Below are 14,819 nucleotides of genomic sequence, written 5' to 3' on the forward strand. Positions count from 1 at the left end.
GAGCTGCCGAGCAAAGCCCGGCCATCAAAATAGCCGGGCTTTGAGTTGTGATCAACGTGCGGCGTGAAGCCATGCCTGATTGACGTGGGGCCACGCGTGATCAATCCGCACGATCATGCATTCGGCTCGTCGGTATTGATGTATTCCGGCACCTTGGCCAGTGGCAGGCGACGAGCTTGCTCGATGCCGATGCCCGGGCGCTCCGGCAGTGGCTCGAGCTTCTGCGGCTGGCCAGTGGTCAGCGCGCGCTCGATGGCCTCGACCACGCGCACATCGCGCCAGCCTTCGTCGCCGTCCGGCTCTGGCTCGCGGTCTTGCAGGATGCAGTCGGAGAAGTACTGGGTTTCGCCGCCGAACTGGTCGACCACCGGGTGGGTGTGCTCAGTGGTCTGGCCGTCGATGATGGCCCGGTAACCAATTGCCACGCCTTCGCCGAAACCGAAGCACGGTGACGCCTCGAACTCGCCCCTGGTGCCGATCAGCTGGAAGCGCTCGGTGGACGGCAGGCTGTAGCTGACGGTGAAGGTCGCCAGGCGTTCTTCGGCAAAGCGCAGCGTGACGTTGACCGTGTCGAATGTGTTGATTTCACGGCCCGGCGTTTTGATGCCGACGGCGTGGACTTCAATCGGCTCGGCGGCAAACAGGTTGCGCACGGCATTGATCGGGTAGGGGCCCATGTCTGCCACGGGACCGGCGTCGAAGCCACTCTGCATGCGGTGGTTGGCCGGGTCGGTGGTCTGGGCGAAGGTCGCGGTGAACAGGCGCAGGTCGCCGAGGTCGCCGGCGCGTACGCGGTGGACCATTTCGACGGTGCCGGGCTCGAAGTGCAGGCGGTAGGCGACCATCAGTTTGGCGCCCGAGCGTTTGGCGGCTTCGGCGATGGCCAGGCAGTCTTCTTCGTTGGCGGCCATGGGCTTTTCGAGCAGCACGTGGATGCCGGCGTTCAAAGCGGGGACGGCGAATTCGCGGTGGCGGAAGTTGGGGGTTGCCAAGTAGATGGCGTCGATTTCGCCGGATTTCAGCAGGGTGTCGAATTCGTTGTAGTGGTAGCTCTTGAGGTCGTACAGTTCCGCCAGTTTGTCGGCCTTGACCGGGTCGCCGGTGACCAGGGCGGTCATGACGGAGTTGTCGGTCTGTTCGAGTCCGGGCATGAAGGCGCCTTGGGAGATCCAGCCTCCAGCGACCACTGCGTAGCGGATTTTGCCGTTTGCGTCTGGCATGTATAAGCCTCCATTTCTCAGCGGACGGTGTGTCCGGCAGCTGTGTAGTCGGCAGATGTATGGGGCAGAAGTTCAATCCAATCGCGGCTGGAGGTGGTGGGGCTTATCAAGATCGCGCTCAAGATCAAGATCAACATCTAGAGCGTCGGCCTAACGGCCTCTGTTTCGCCTTCGGCGAGTTACTTGGAAAAGCACCCCAAGTAACCAAGGGTGCTTGCTCTCGGTTGGGCCCTTCGTTCCTCAGGGTTCCTTCACTCCGGTCTCGCTCCGTGGGCCCGCCGCCATCCGCCATCCATGGCGGGGGGCGGCTCTCGCCGCATCCATGCGGCTCGGCCCACTCCACGAGACCTGCGTTCAGCCTGCACCCAAGTCGCGATTGGCGGTGACTGAGCCTTTTGCGTAGGAAGATCAATAGCAGATCAAAAGCTTTCCGGCTGAAGCCAGTCCTACGGGGTGTGCGGGGTCTGCTTTTAGTGGGACCGGCTTTAGCCGGGAAGGGGCCGGTGGAGGCGCCATCGATTTTTGATCGACCGGTATGCATCCCGGGACGCTCCGCGTCCTTTGCTATTGAATGCACGCGCTGCTTTAGTAGGACCGGCTTCAGCCGGGAAGGGGCGGGGTGAGCGTTCTCGACTTACCGGGTTAACCAAACCCCATCAGCAGATCCCGCAACCGGTCCAGCGCGGGGTCGATGTCGAGGAGGTCGATGGCGCCGAATCCCAGCATCAAGCCATCGCGCGGTGTCGCGTCGCTGTAGAAACCGTGGAGGGGGTGGAGGCCCAGGGCCTTGTCCCGCGCGCGTTCGACCAGCAGGTGCAGGTCGATCGCCGGATCGAGGGAGGCTTTGAGCATGACGGCCATGTGGAAGCCCGCCGTGCACGGGATGGTTTCCAGCCAGGGCGACAGGTCGCCGGCGATGCGTGACAGGATGCGCTCGCGGCGCCCGGCGTAGGTGCTGTGGCAGCGGCGGATGTGTTTGTTGAGCAGGCCTTCGCTGATGAATTTGCTCAGGGCCCATTGCGGCAGTGTCGAGGTGTGCCAGTCGGTCAGTTGCTTGGCTTTGATCACCGCTTCGACGATCGCCGCCGGCAGCACGGCGTAACCCAGGCGCAATTCCGGCAGCAGGGTTTTCGAAAAGGTGCCGACGTAGGCGACCACGCCGTGCTCGTCCATGCTCTGCAATGAGTCAGTCGGGCGCCCTTCGTAGCGGAATTCGCTGTCGTAATCGTCCTCGATGATGATCGCACCGATTCGCCGCGCCTTTTCCAGCAGGGCGTGGCGGCGGGCCAGGCTCATGGGCATGCCCAGCGGCATCTGGTGGGACGGGGTCACGTAGATGGCGCAGACGTTGTCCGGAATCTGGTCGACGATGATGCCTTCACTGTCGACCGGCACGCTGGCGACGTCGGCGCCTTGGGCAGCAAACAGCAGCCGCGCCGGCGTATAGCCCGGGTCTTCCATCGCCACGCGGCTGCCGGGTTCGATCAGCACGCGGGCGATCAGGTCCAGGGCCTGTTGCGCGCCATTGCACACCACCACGTCATCGGCCCCGCAGCGGACGCCGCGGGCGAAGGCAATGTGCCCGGCAATCGCGGCGCGCAGGGCGGGCAGGCCTTCGGGCTGGCTGTAAAAGCCGCGCTCGGTGGACATCTGCCGCACCGCGTGATGCACGCAGCGCCGCCATTCGTCATGGGGGAATTGGGTTTTTGCTGTCGCGCCGCCGAGAAAGTCGTAGCGCAGGGTGCCCGCGCGGGTAGGGTGGCGCAGGGGCAGGGAGATACATTCCCATTTCGCCACGATGTGGGCGCTGGCCAGCTGCGAAGGTGCCGGCCGAGGTGCGGAAGAGGCGCTCAAAGCGTTGACGAACGTGCCGCTGCCGACCTTGCCCACCAGGTAGTTTTCGTAGGTCAGCCGGCTGTAGGTGTCGGAGATGGTTTTGCGCGACAACCCCAACTGTGCCGCCAGCAGGCGACTGGGCGGCAATTGCACGCCCGCCGCCAGCCGGCCGGACACGATACTGTCGCGCAGCTGTTCGTAGACTTGATGGGCGAGGTCCTTGCGGCCCTCGATAACGATGTGTAATTCCACGCAAACCCCTGAACAGCGCTGGCGGTGCGGACGCACGCGGGTGGATTTTAGCCAGCGCGGCAGTCCATGGCATAGCAACCGATGCAACGTTTGCGCGCCAGGGTGCTCTTAGAGTTAGGCATAAACCTGGATACCCACAGGCAGGACGGTCCGCACAGCGCTCGCAGCGCCGTTGGCCGCCGCTCCCATCCACTTGAAGATGGAACCCCGAACACATGACCACCCCGGACAAGCAGTACGTGGAATGGCTGGTTGAGCAATCGATGCTCAACGCCGCAAAGCAACGCGCAAAATTGTATGGCGGCCAGGGCCGTCTCTGGCAGCGGCCTTACGCCCAGGCCCGTCCAAGGGACGCTTCGGCCATCGGCTCGGTCTGGTTCACCGCCTACCCGGCGTCGATCATTACCCGCGATGGCAGTTCGGTGCTCGAAGCGCTGGGCGATGAGCAACTCTGGCACGCGCTGTCCGAAATCGGCATCCAGGGCATTCATAACGGTCCGCTGAAAGCTTCCGGCGGTTTGAAAGGCCGCGAGCGCACCCCGAGCATCGACGGCAACTTCGACCGCATCAGCTTCGAAGTGGATTCGGACCTCGGCACCGACGCCCAGTTTCTCAACCTCAGCCGCATCGCCGCCGCGCACAACGCGATCGTCGTGGATGACGTGATCCCGTCCCACACCGGCAAGGGCGCGGATTTCGGCCTGGCCGAAATGGCTTACGAAGAGTACCCGGGCCTCTATCACATGGTGGAGATCAAGGAGGAAGACTGGTCGCTGCTGCCGGACGTCCCGGCCGGCCGCGATGCCGTCAACCTGCTGCCCGCCACCGTCGATGCCCTGCGCGACAAGCACTACATCGTCGGCCAGTTGCAGCGGGTGATCTTCTTCGAGCCCGGTGTGAAAGAGACCGACTGGAGTGCCACCCAAGTGGTCACTGGCGTTGACGGCAAGGACCGGCGCTGGGTCTACCTGCATTACTTCAAGGAAGGCCAGCCGTCGCTGAACTGGCTCGACCCGAGTTTTGCCGCGCAGCAGATGATCATCGGCGACGCCCTGCACGCCATTGACGTTATGGGCGCGCGGGTGTTGCGTCTGGATGCCAACGGTTTCCTTGGCGTCGAGCGCAAGGCCGATGGCACCGCGTGGTCCGAGAGCCATCCGCTGTCGATCACCGGCAACCAGTTGCTCGCCGGGGCGATTCGCAAGGCGGGCGGTTTCAGCTTTCAGGAGCTGAACCTGACCATCGACGACATCGCGTCGATGTCCCACGGCGGTGCCGACTTGTCCTATGACTTCGTCACCCGCCCGGCCTATCAGCATGCGTTGCTGACCGGTCGCACCGAGTTTCTGCGGCTGATGCTGCGTCAGGTGCACGAGTTCGGCATCGACCCCGCATCGCTGATTCACGCGCTGCAGAACCACGACGAGCTGACCCTGGAACTGGTGCATTTCTGGACCCTGCACGCCCACGATCAGTACCTGTATCAGGGCCAGACGTTCCCGGGCAACATCCTGCGCGAGCACATTCGCGAGGAGATGTACGAACGTCTGGCGGGCGAGCACGCGCCTTACAACTTGAAGTTCGTCACCAACGGCGTGTCGTGCACTACGGCGAGCATCATCACCGCGGCGCTGGGCATTCGCGAGCTGGACAGCATGACCGCCGCCGACATCGACAAGATCCAGCACATCCACTTGCTGCTGGTGATGTTCAACGCCATGCAGCCGGGCGTGTTCGCGTTGTCCGGCTGGGACTTGGTGGGCGCGTTGCCGCTGCCGGCCGAGCAGGTGGAGCACTTGATGGGTGACGGCGATACCCGCTGGATCCATCGCGGGGGCTATGACCTGGTCGACATGGACCCGGACTGCGAAGTCTCCGCAGGCGGCATGCCCCGTGCTCGCGCGCTGTACGGCAGCCTCCCTGAGCAGTTGAAGCGCCCGGATTCGTTCGCCTCGCAGCTTAAAAAACTGCTGGCGGTGCGCCGTGCCTACGACATCGCCGCGAGCCGGCAGATTCTGATTCCGGACGTCGAGCACCCGGGGCTGCTGATCATGGTTCACGAACTGCCAGCCGGGAAGGGCACGCAGATCACCGCGCTGAACTTCAGTGCCGAAGCCATCGTCGAGACCCTGCACCTGCCGGGCATCGCGCCGGGCCCGGTGGTGGACATCATCAACGAGCGGGTCGAAGGCGACCTGACCGAAGAAGGTGAATTCACCATTACGCTGGACGCCTACGAAGGCCTGGCGCTGCGCGTGGTCAGCATGGCGGCACCGATGATGTAATCGCGCCTCTTTGGGACCCGCTTCACCCGGGAAAGCGCCAGTGGTAACGCCCTGGAAATGAGGGTGTACAGGCCGGCGTCTTCCCAGCCGAAGCCGGTCCTACGAAGGAATGCGTTCAGCGAGGGATCGCTTTTTTATTCACCGTCTGCCGCTCGCGCAGACCTGTTCAGGTCGTTGCTTGTGTCTATCGCTCAATCCGTTCGTCCCCCTGTCTTCGTTCATCTGTGGAGTTATCGCCTGACGTTCTTGCTGTCCGGCATGTCCCTGGGGGCGTGGGCGCCGTTGGTGCCTTTCGCTCGCGACCGCGCCGGGCTTGAAGAAGCCCAGCTCGGCTTGCTGCTGTTGTGCTTCGGCCTCGGTTCCATGCTCACGATGCCGCTGGCGGGCATGCTGACCACGCGCAAGGGGTGCCGGTTTGTCTCGATGATCGGCGGGACCCTGATCTGCTGCATGTTGCCGCTGCTCGCCACGCTGTCTTCACTGCCGGCGCTGGCAGTGGCCCTCGCCGTGTTCGGCGCCGGGCTGGGCAGTATCGACGTGGCGATGAACGTGCAGGGCCTGATGGTCGAGCGCGATCACGGGCGACCGATGATGTCGGGGTTTCACGGGTTGTTCAGCCTCGGCGGCATCAGCAGTGCGCTGTTGATGACCTTGCTGCTGTGGCTGGGCGCGTCGCCGTTGCTGGCCGTGGCCGTGGTGGTGGCCCTGATCGGCGGGATGCTGTTGTGGCACGCGCGCTACCTGGTGCCCCACGGCGCGGATGATCCCTCAGCGCCCTTCGCCTGGCCGACCCCCCACGTGGTGATCGTCGGGATTCTCTGCTTCATCGCGCTGCTGGTGGAGGGCGCGATGCTCGACTGGAGCGCGGTGTTCCTGAACCGCATGCACCAGATCGATGTGTCGGTGGCTGGCGGCGCTTACGCGGTGTTCTCCCTGACCATGGCGGCCGGGCGTTTTTCCGGAGACTGGTTAAGGAACCGCTTCGGCGCCGTGAACCTGCTGATCGGCGGCGGGCTGCTGGTGATGGTCGGGTTTGCCATGGCGATCCTGCTGGAACCGTGGCCGTTGTTCCTGCTGGGCTTTGCGCTGATCGGGCTGGGCTTGTCGAACACGTTTCCGGTGTATTGCTCGGTGGTCGGTGCACAGACCGCGATGCCGGCGGGGCTGGCGATCGCGGTGATCACCGGCATCGGCTACTGCGGGATTCTGCTGGGGCCGGCGCTGATTGGTTTCGCTGCCCATGTGGTCGGCCTGCGCGAAGCACTGTTGTGCGTCGGCGCGCTGATGCTGGCGCAGGTGCTCACGGCACGGCGTATGGCGAAGCGCTGAGGCTGGCGCCTTCCCGGCTGAAGCCGGTCCTGCTGACAGCACGCGGTGTTGACGGTAGGACTGGCTTTAGCCGGGAAGGGGCCGGTGTGGACACCCTCGGTTTTGCGGCGTGGCATCCGATGCTTTCCCGGCTGAAGCCGGTCCCACGACAATCGCGTGTCCAACCATCCAGCCACTCTTCAACCCACTGGCGCGTCTGTTAGACTTCGGCGCCTTGAAACTCAGGGGCTTCCCATGACCGACCCGATTCGTCTTACCCAATACAGTCACGGCGCCGGTTGCGGCTGCAAGATCTCGCCCAAGGTGCTGGAAACCATCCTCGCCGGCAGCGGCGCGCAGAACCTCGACCCGCGCCTGTGGGTCGGAAACGCATCGCGCGATGACGCAGCGGTGTATGCCATCGACGACGAAAAGGGCGTAGTGTCCACCACCGATTTCTTCATGCCCATCGTCGACGACCCGTTCGACTTCGGCCGCATTGCCGCGACCAACGCCATCAGCGACATCTACGCCATGGGCGGCGATCCGTTGATGGCCATCGCCATTCTCGGCTGGCCGGTCAATGTGCTCGCCCCGGAGATTGCCCGCGAAGTCATTCGTGGCGGACGTGCGGTGTGCGACGCGGCGGGCATTCCACTGGCGGGCGGCCACTCCATCGACGCGCCGGAGCCCATCTTCGGCCTCGCCGTGACCGGCCTGGTGGAGAAGCGCTTCATGAAGCGCAACGACACCGCGACCGTGGGCTGCAAGCTGTTCCTGACCAAACCCCTGGGCATCGGCATCCTCACCACCGCCGAGAAAAAAGGCCTGCTGCGCGACGAAGACATCGGCCTGGCCCGTGACGTGATGTGTACGCTGAACAAGCCGGGCAGCCGTTTCTCCCGACTGGCCGGCGTCACCGCGATGACCGACGTCACCGGCTTCGGCTTGCTCGGGCATCTGGTTGAGATGGCCGACGGCAGTCAGGTCACTGCACGGCTGAACGCTGCCGCCGTCCCGCGTCTGGGCAGCGTCGACTTCTATATCGAGCAGGATTGCATCCCCGGCGGCACCCACCGCAATTACGACAGCTATGGCGAGCGCATCGGCCCCCTGACCGAGGCGCAGAAGTTGCTGCTGTGCGATCCGCAAACCAGCGGCGGCCTGTTGATTGCCGTGGAGCCCGCTGAAGAGGCGGCGTTCCTGGCCATGGCCGATGAACTGGGCCTGAGTCTTGCGCCGATCGGCGAACTGGTCGAGCGACAGCCGCTCGCGGTCGAGGTGTTCTGATGCGCGACAACAGCGTCGACCTGCGCGAGATTTTCCTCAGCGACGTGCCGATGATGGATGTCCGCGCGCCGGTGGAATTCACCAAGGGCGCATTCCCCGGCGTGATCAATCTGCCGCTGATGAACGACGTCGAGCGGCAGAAGGTCGGCACCTGCTACAAGCAGGACGGTCAACAGGCCGCCATCGAGTTGGGCCACACGCTGGTGTCCGGCGACGTGAAACAGGCGCGAGTCGATGCGTGGGCCAGTTTTGCCCGCAACCACCCCGAGGGTTTTTTGTATTGCTTTCGTGGCGGCCTGCGTTCGCAGATCACTCAGCAGTGGCTCAAGAGCGAGGCGGGTATCGAGTACCCCCGGGTCATCGGTGGCTACAAGGCGATGCGCAGCTTTTTGATTGAGGTGACGGATCAGGCCGTGGCCGAGTGCGATTTCGTGCTGATTGGCGGGCTCACTGGCAGTGGCAAGACCGAGGTGCTGCAGCAACTCGACAACGGTCTCGATCTGGAGGGCCATGCCAACCATCGCGGTTCGAGCTTTGGCAAACACGCGACGCCGCAGCCGGGGCAGATCGATTTCGAGAACCTGCTCGCCGTGGATATTCTGAAAAAGCGCGCGCGGCATGTGAATCAGTTCGTGGTCGAGGATGAAGGGCGGATCGTCGGCAGTCGTGCGGTGCCCCTTGAGTTGTACCGGATCATGCAGGACGCGCCGCTGGTGTGGTTGGAGGACAGTTTCGAGAGTCGCGTCGAGCGGATTCTGAAGGATTATGTGACCGATCTGTGTGCGGAGTTCGTTGCGGTGCAGGGCGTTGAAACGGGCTTTGCGGCCTACGCCGAGCGGCTGAAGCAGAGTCTGTCGAGTATCGTTCGGCGGTTGGGCGGTGAGCGTTATCAGCGGCTGGCGGCGATTATGGACAGTGCTTTGGCCGAGCAGGCGCGCAGCGGGGCGGTGGATCTGCACCGGGGCTGGATCAGCGGGATGTTGAGCGAGTATTACGATCCGATGTATGCGTTCCAGCGGGACAGCAAGAATCCCCGGATCGAGTTTTCCGGAGATCAGAGGGCGGTTGTCGAATATCTGAAACAGCGGAAACTGAACTACCGCGGTTGAAGATCAAGATCAAGATCAAGAGCGTCTGCCTGGGGGCAGACGTTTCGCCTTCGGCGAGTTACTTGGAAAAGCACCCCAAGTAACCAAGGGTGCTTGCTCCTGGTTTGGCCCTTCGTTCCTCAGGGTTCCTTCACTCCGGTCCCGCTCCGTGGGCCCGCCGCCATCCGCCATCCATGGCGGGGGGCGGCTCTCGCGGCATCCATGCCGCTCGGCCCACTCCACGAGACCTGCGTTCAGCCTGCACCCAAGTCGCGATTGGCGGTGACTGGGCATTTTGTGTACGAAGATCAAAAGCCCATCAAGGGCTTCCCGGCTGAAGCCGGTCCTACGATGCGTACGCGGTGCTTTCAGTGGGACCGGCTTTAGCCGGGAAGCTTTTGCTTTTGCCTTCGCTCTTGATCTTCAAACGCAAAGAGCCTAGACACCGCAACACGCGACTTGGGTGCAGGCCGAACGCAGACGACGCGGAGTGGGCCGAGCGGCATGGATGCCGCGAGAGCGCCGTCAGGACATGGATGTCCGTTCGGCGCGGGCCCACGGAGCGTCGTCGGAGTGAGGGAACCCGACGAAGTCGGGCCCAGCCGAGAGCAGGCACTTTTGGTTACTTTTAGTGCTTTTTAAAAGTAACTCGCCGAAGGCGAAACAGTCTGCCCCCAGGCAGGCGCTCTTGATCTTGATCTAAGCCTTACAAAAGCAAAGCGCCAACAAGCCCACTGATTACCCCGACCAGCATGGTCAGCACCCCCACGATCACCAGCACCTTGGCGTCGAAGGATTTACGCAGCATCAACAGCGACGGCAAGCTCACGCTCGGCAGGGTCATGAGCAACGCCACCGCCGGCGCAGTGCCCAGACCCAACGCCAGCAGCGTCTGCACGATCGGGATTTCGGCCGCCGTCGGGATCACGAACAATGTCCCGACAATCGCCAGCGGCACCAGCCACAACAGACTGTTGCCCATCGCGCCGTCAACGTGAGGGAACAGCCAGACCCGCGCGGCGCCGAGGATCAGCACCGCGAGGACGTAGATCGGAATCGTCGTCCAGAACAACTGCCAAATCGTCTTGCCCCAGCGCACCAGCAGGCTGCCTTCCTCTGGCCGCTCGGCATTGGCCACGGCCTCCAGCGCCTGCTCCGGCACGGCTTCCGGGCGGGAAATGCGTTGTGCAATAAGGGACACGCCGATCACCAGCACAAGGCCCGCCACCAGTCGCAGCGCCGTGAAACCCCAGCCCAGCACAAAGCCCATGAACACCAGCGTGGCCGGGTTGAGCACCGGGTTGGCGATCCAGAAGGCCAGCGCCGCGCCCACCGACACGTTCTGCTTGCGCATGCCCGCAGCCACCGGCGCCGCGCAGCAGCTGCACATCATGCCCGGCAGGGCGAACAGGCCGCCGCGAATGGTCGAGCCGAGTCCGGCGCGGCCGAACATCTTCAGCAGCCAGTCCCGGGGAATCAGCACCTGCAACAGCGAGCCGAGGATGACTGCCAGCACGGCGGCCTTCCAGATGGCCAGAAAATAGACCTGGGCGTAGGCCAGCGCGGCGGCCCATGGTGTGGCCGGGTTGTCGTTGATGATCGAGCCGCCGATGGTGTGGGTGTCGGCGGCGATGAAGGATTTCAGGTAATACGGCGACCACTTGACGTAGTACAAGCCGATGGCGGCCACCAGCAGGAACGCCAGGGGTTTCCACCAGAACGACCAGCCGCGGCGTTCGGAGGTGAGCGGGAGGGCAGTCATGACAGGCACCAGAGCAGGAAATCGTGGGGGCGGGATGATACGCCGTGGCCGGGCATTATAGTAGGTGTCGCAAGGTATGTCGGCTCACGCCCGTCCGCCGAAATCCAGCCCGGAGGCGCGCAGCAGTTCCTGGGTGTAGGGCTGGCGCGGATGACCGAAGATAACCCGCGCCGGGCCTTGCTCGACCACCTTGCCGTCCTTGATCACCAGCACCTCATGGGCCAGGGCGTGAACCACCGCCAGGTCGTGGCTGATGAACAGATAACTGAGGCCGTGACGAATCTGCAAATCCCGCAGCAAGGCAATGATCTGTTTTTGCACGGTGCGATCCAGCGCGGAAGTGGGCTCGTCTAGCAAGATCAGCTCCGGTTCCAGCACCAGCGCGCGGGCGATGGCCACCCGCTGGCGTTGACCGCCGGAGAATTCATGGGGGTAACGGTGGCGGCTCTCCGGGTCGAGACCGACTTCGCCGAGCACGCGGATCACCGTCTGTTCACGTTGGGCCGGTGTGCCGATGCCGTGGGTCAGCAGCCCTTCGGCGATGATCTGCTGCACCGTCATGCGCGGACTCAAGCTGCCGAAAGGGTCCTGAAACACCACCTGAATGCGCTTGCGCAACGGCCGCATCAGTTGCTGGCTGCGCAGGCTCAGCTCCTTGTTGGCGAAACGGATGCTGCCTTCGGAATCGATCAGCCGCAGGATCGCCTGGCCCAGGGTCGATTTGCCCGAGCCGGACTCGCCGACGATGCCCAGGGTCTGGCCTTTCAACAGCTCGAAACTCACCCCGTCCACCGCCTTGATGTACTGCCGCTCGCGCCGCAACAACGGCTTGGGCAGGGGAAACCAGACCTTCAGCGCGTCCACCGACAGCAGGGTCTGGGTGTGCTCGCCGGGCACCGGTTCGCCGTCGGGTTCAGCATTGATCAGCAGGCGGCTGTAGGGGTGTTGCGCAGCGGCGAACAGCGTCTGGCAATCCGCCTGCTCGACGATTTCGCCGGCGCGCATCACGCAGACCCGCTGGGCGATGCGCCGGACCAGATTGAGGTCATGGCTGATCAGCAGCAGCGACATGCCCAGCCGTTGTTGCAGGGATTTGAGCAGTTCGAGAATCTTCAGCTGCACCGTCACGTCCAGCGCCGTGGTGGGCTCGTCGGCGATCAGCAGCTCGGGTTCATTGGCCAGCGCCATGGCAATCATCACCCGCTGGCGCTGGCCGCCGGACAGTTGATGGGGCAGGGCCTTGAGCCGCTGCGGCGGGTTCTGAATGCCCACCAGCCCGAGCAGCTCCAGGGTGCGCTCGCGGGCGGCCTTGCCCTTGAGGCCCTTGTGCATGGCGAGGATTTCGCCGATCTGTTTCTCCACAGTGTGCAACGGGTTCAGCGAGGTCATCGGCTCCTGAAAGATCATGGCGATGCGGTTGCCACGCAGCCCCCGCAGCACCTTGTCGCTGGCGTGCAGCAGGTCCACACCCTTGTAGCGAATGCTGCCCTGGGTGCTCACGGATCTGGCCGGCAGCAGCCGCAGGATCGAGTGCGCGGTCACCGATTTGCCCGAACCGGACTCACCGACCAGCGCCAGGCACTCGCCGGGCTGGATGTCGAGGTCGAGGCCGTGCACCACTTCGGCGCCGTTGAAAGCCACGCGCAGGTTGCGGATCTGGATCAGAGGGTCAGTCATGGCAGCGCTCAAGTCCGTGGGTCAAAGGCGTCACGGCAGGCTTCGCCGATGAACACCAGTAGCGTGAGGATCAGCGCCAGGGCGCAGAACGCCGTGACGCCCAGCCACGGCGCCTGCAAGTTGCGTTTGGCCTGACCGATGAGTTCGCCCAGGGACGCGCTTTCGGCGGGCATGCCGAAGCCAAGGAAATCCAGCGCGGTGAGGGTGGCGATGGCGCCGGTCACAATGAACGGCAAGTAGGTGAGGGTGCTGGTCATGGCGTTGGGCAGAATGTGTCGCCACATCAGCGCGCCGTCGCTGAGGCCCAGGGCGCGGGCGGCTTTGACGTATTCCAGATTGCGCCCGCGCAGGAACTCGGCGCGGACCACGTCGACCAGCGCCAGCCAGGAAAACAGCGACATGATTCCCAGCAGCCACCAGAAGTCCGGCTCGACGAAGCCCGACAGAATGATCAGCAGGTACAGCACCGGCAGCCCCGACCAGACTTCCTGCAAGCGCTGACCGATCAAATCCGCCAGCCCGCCGTAATAGCCCTGAATCGCCCCGGCGAACACGCCGATCACCGTGCTGATGGCGGTCAGCGCCAACGCAAACAGAATCGATACGCGGGTGCCGAACAACACCCGCGCCATGACGTCCCGGGCCTGATCGTCGGTGCCCAGCCAGTTGCGCGCGCTGGGCGGGCTGGGCGAGGGCTCGCGCAGTTCGTAATTGACCGTGTCGTAGCTGAAGGGGATCGGCGCGAAGAGCATCCAGCCGCCCTTGTCGACGATCAGTTTGCGCACGTAATCGCTGGAGTAGTCCGGCTCGAAGGGCAGTTCGCCGCCGAAGTCGGTTTCCAGGTATTGATGCACGGCCGGGAAGTACAGCTCGCCCTGATAGCGGACGATCAACGGCTTATCGTTGGCGATCAGTTCGCCGCACAGGCAGATGACCAACAGCGCCACGAACAGCCACAGCGACCACCAACCACGCCGGTTGGCCTTGAAGTTGGCGATGCGGCGGCGGTTTTGCGGGGAAAACTCGAACATCAGGCGCTCCTCGCGGAAAAGTCGATGCGCGGGTCGACCAGCGTGTAGCACAGGTCGCCCACCAGCTTGATCAACAGGCCGAACAGGGTGAACAGAAACAGCGTGCCGAAGACCACCGGGTAATCCCGGGACACCGCCGCTTCGTAGCTCATGCGGCCGATGCCATCGAGGCCGAAGATGGTTTCGATCAGCAGCGAGCCGGCGAAGAACACCTCGATCAGCGCTTGGGGAATGCCCGCCACCACCAGCAGCATGGCGTTGCGGAACACGTGGCCGTAGAGCACGCGCTGCTCGCTGAGGCCCTTGGCCCGTGCGGTGACCACGTACTGGCGACCGATCTCGTTGAGGAAGCTGTTTTTGGTGAGGATGGTCAGGGTCGCGAAGCCGCCGATGACCAGCGCACTGACCGGCAGCACCAAATGCCAGAGGTAATCGCGCAGCTTGCCCAGCGGCGAGAGGCTGGCGAAGTCGTCCGAGAACAGCCCCTGGGCCGGAAACCAGCTCCAGTAGCTGCCGCCGGCAAACACCACGATCAGCAGAATGGCGAACAGAAATGCCGGGATGGCGTAGCCGATGATGATCAGCGTGCTGCTCCAGACATCAAAGCGGCTGCCATGCAGCACGGCCTTGCGGATGCCCAGCGGGATCGAGATCAGGTACGTGATCAGCGTCGCCCAGAGCCCGAGGGATAGGGTCACCGGCAGCTTTTGCAGGATCAACCCGGTCACCGTGGCGCCGCGAAAAAAGCTGCTGCCGAAATCCAGCTGCGCGTAATGGGTGAGCATCAGCCACAGGCGCTCGTGCAGCGGTTTGTCGAAACCGTATTGGTGCTTGATCGCTTCGACCACCTCCGGGTCCAGGCCTTGGGCGCCCCGGCTGATGCCGCCGGTGGCCGCGACCTCGCCACCGCCGCCACCGATGCCGCCCGCCGGGCCCATGCCCTGAACCCGGGCGATGGCTTGCTCGACGGGACCGCCCGGGGCGGCCTGCACGATGAGGAAGTTGACCACCAGAATGCACAGCAGCGTGGGAATGATCAGCAGCAGTCGACGCAGGGTGTAGGCGAGCAT

10 protein-coding genes are annotated in these 14,819 nt (G+C 63.9%); 4 read left to right on the plus strand and 6 right to left on the minus strand.

Features of this window, described 5'->3' with window-relative positions; translation table 11 throughout:
• Positions 1–113: 113 nt before the first annotated feature.
• Together SLW74_RS12720 and SLW74_RS12725 are read right to left on the minus strand one after the other, a co-directional pair.
• Positions 114–1,220: a Gfo/Idh/MocA family protein gene (locus SLW74_RS12720; protein WP_410929074.1), complete on the minus strand. Its 1,107-nt coding sequence runs from the start codon at positions 1,218–1,220 to the stop codon at positions 114–116.
• Positions 1,221–1,862: 642 nt separating this feature from the next.
• Entirely contained in the window at positions 1,863–3,308 is a 1,446-nt protein-coding gene (locus SLW74_RS12725) for a PLP-dependent aminotransferase family protein (RefSeq protein WP_410929075.1), read from the minus strand.
• A 215-nt stretch (positions 3,309–3,523) separates the two neighbouring features.
• On the opposite strand from SLW74_RS12725, the gene treS reads away from it, so the two are divergent.
• The 4 genes from treS (at position 3,524) to mnmH (ending at position 9,300) form a co-directional block, all read left to right on the plus strand.
• Positions 3,524–5,593, plus strand: a complete 2,070-nt coding sequence (gene treS / locus SLW74_RS12730) for a maltose alpha-D-glucosyltransferase (RefSeq protein ID WP_410929076.1) — start codon at positions 3,524–3,526, stop codon at positions 5,591–5,593.
• 180 nt (positions 5,594–5,773) lie between these two features.
• The gene (locus SLW74_RS12735; protein WP_296312103.1) at positions 5,774–6,922 is read left to right on the plus strand and encodes an MFS transporter; all 1,149 of its coding nucleotides are present in this window, start codon (positions 5,774–5,776) and stop codon (positions 6,920–6,922) included.
• A 234-nt stretch (positions 6,923–7,156) separates the two neighbouring features.
• A complete protein-coding gene (gene selD, locus SLW74_RS12740) occupies positions 7,157–8,191 on the plus strand; it encodes a selenide, water dikinase SelD (RefSeq protein WP_410929077.1) in 1,035 nt (344 codons plus the stop codon).
• On the plus strand, positions 8,191–9,300 hold the full coding sequence (mnmH, locus tag SLW74_RS12745; protein ID WP_410929078.1) for a tRNA 2-selenouridine(34) synthase MnmH: 1,110 nt from the start codon (positions 8,191–8,193) through the stop codon (positions 9,298–9,300). Before selD ends, mnmH begins: the two co-directional genes overlap by 1 nt.
• Positions 9,301–9,985: 685 nt before the next feature.
• Here the strand turns inward: mnmH and SLW74_RS12750 are convergent.
• The 4 genes from SLW74_RS12750 to SLW74_RS12765 form a co-directional block, all read right to left on the minus strand.
• Complete coding sequence (locus SLW74_RS12750) at positions 9,986–11,041, minus strand: permease (protein WP_410929079.1); 1,056 nt, start codon at positions 11,039–11,041, stop codon at positions 9,986–9,988.
• Between the two features lie 84 nt (positions 11,042–11,125).
• Positions 11,126–12,718: an ABC transporter ATP-binding protein gene (locus SLW74_RS12755; protein ID WP_410929080.1), complete on the minus strand. Its 1,593-nt coding sequence runs from the start codon at positions 12,716–12,718 to the stop codon at positions 11,126–11,128.
• 8 nt (positions 12,719–12,726) lie between these two features.
• Entirely contained in the window at positions 12,727–13,749 is a 1,023-nt protein-coding gene (locus tag SLW74_RS12760) for an ABC transporter permease (protein ID WP_410929081.1), read from the minus strand.
• Positions 13,749–14,819, minus strand: coding sequence for a microcin C ABC transporter permease YejB (locus tag SLW74_RS12765; protein ID WP_410929082.1), 1,071 nt, complete (start codon positions 14,817–14,819; stop codon positions 13,749–13,751). The genes SLW74_RS12760 and SLW74_RS12765 overlap by 1 nt, the downstream gene beginning before the upstream one ends.

The sequence above is a fragment of the Pseudomonas sp. W5-36 genome, assembly GCF_046540455.1.
In the GTDB taxonomy this organism is placed as follows: domain Bacteria; phylum Pseudomonadota; class Gammaproteobacteria; order Pseudomonadales; family Pseudomonadaceae; genus Aquipseudomonas; species Aquipseudomonas graminis_B.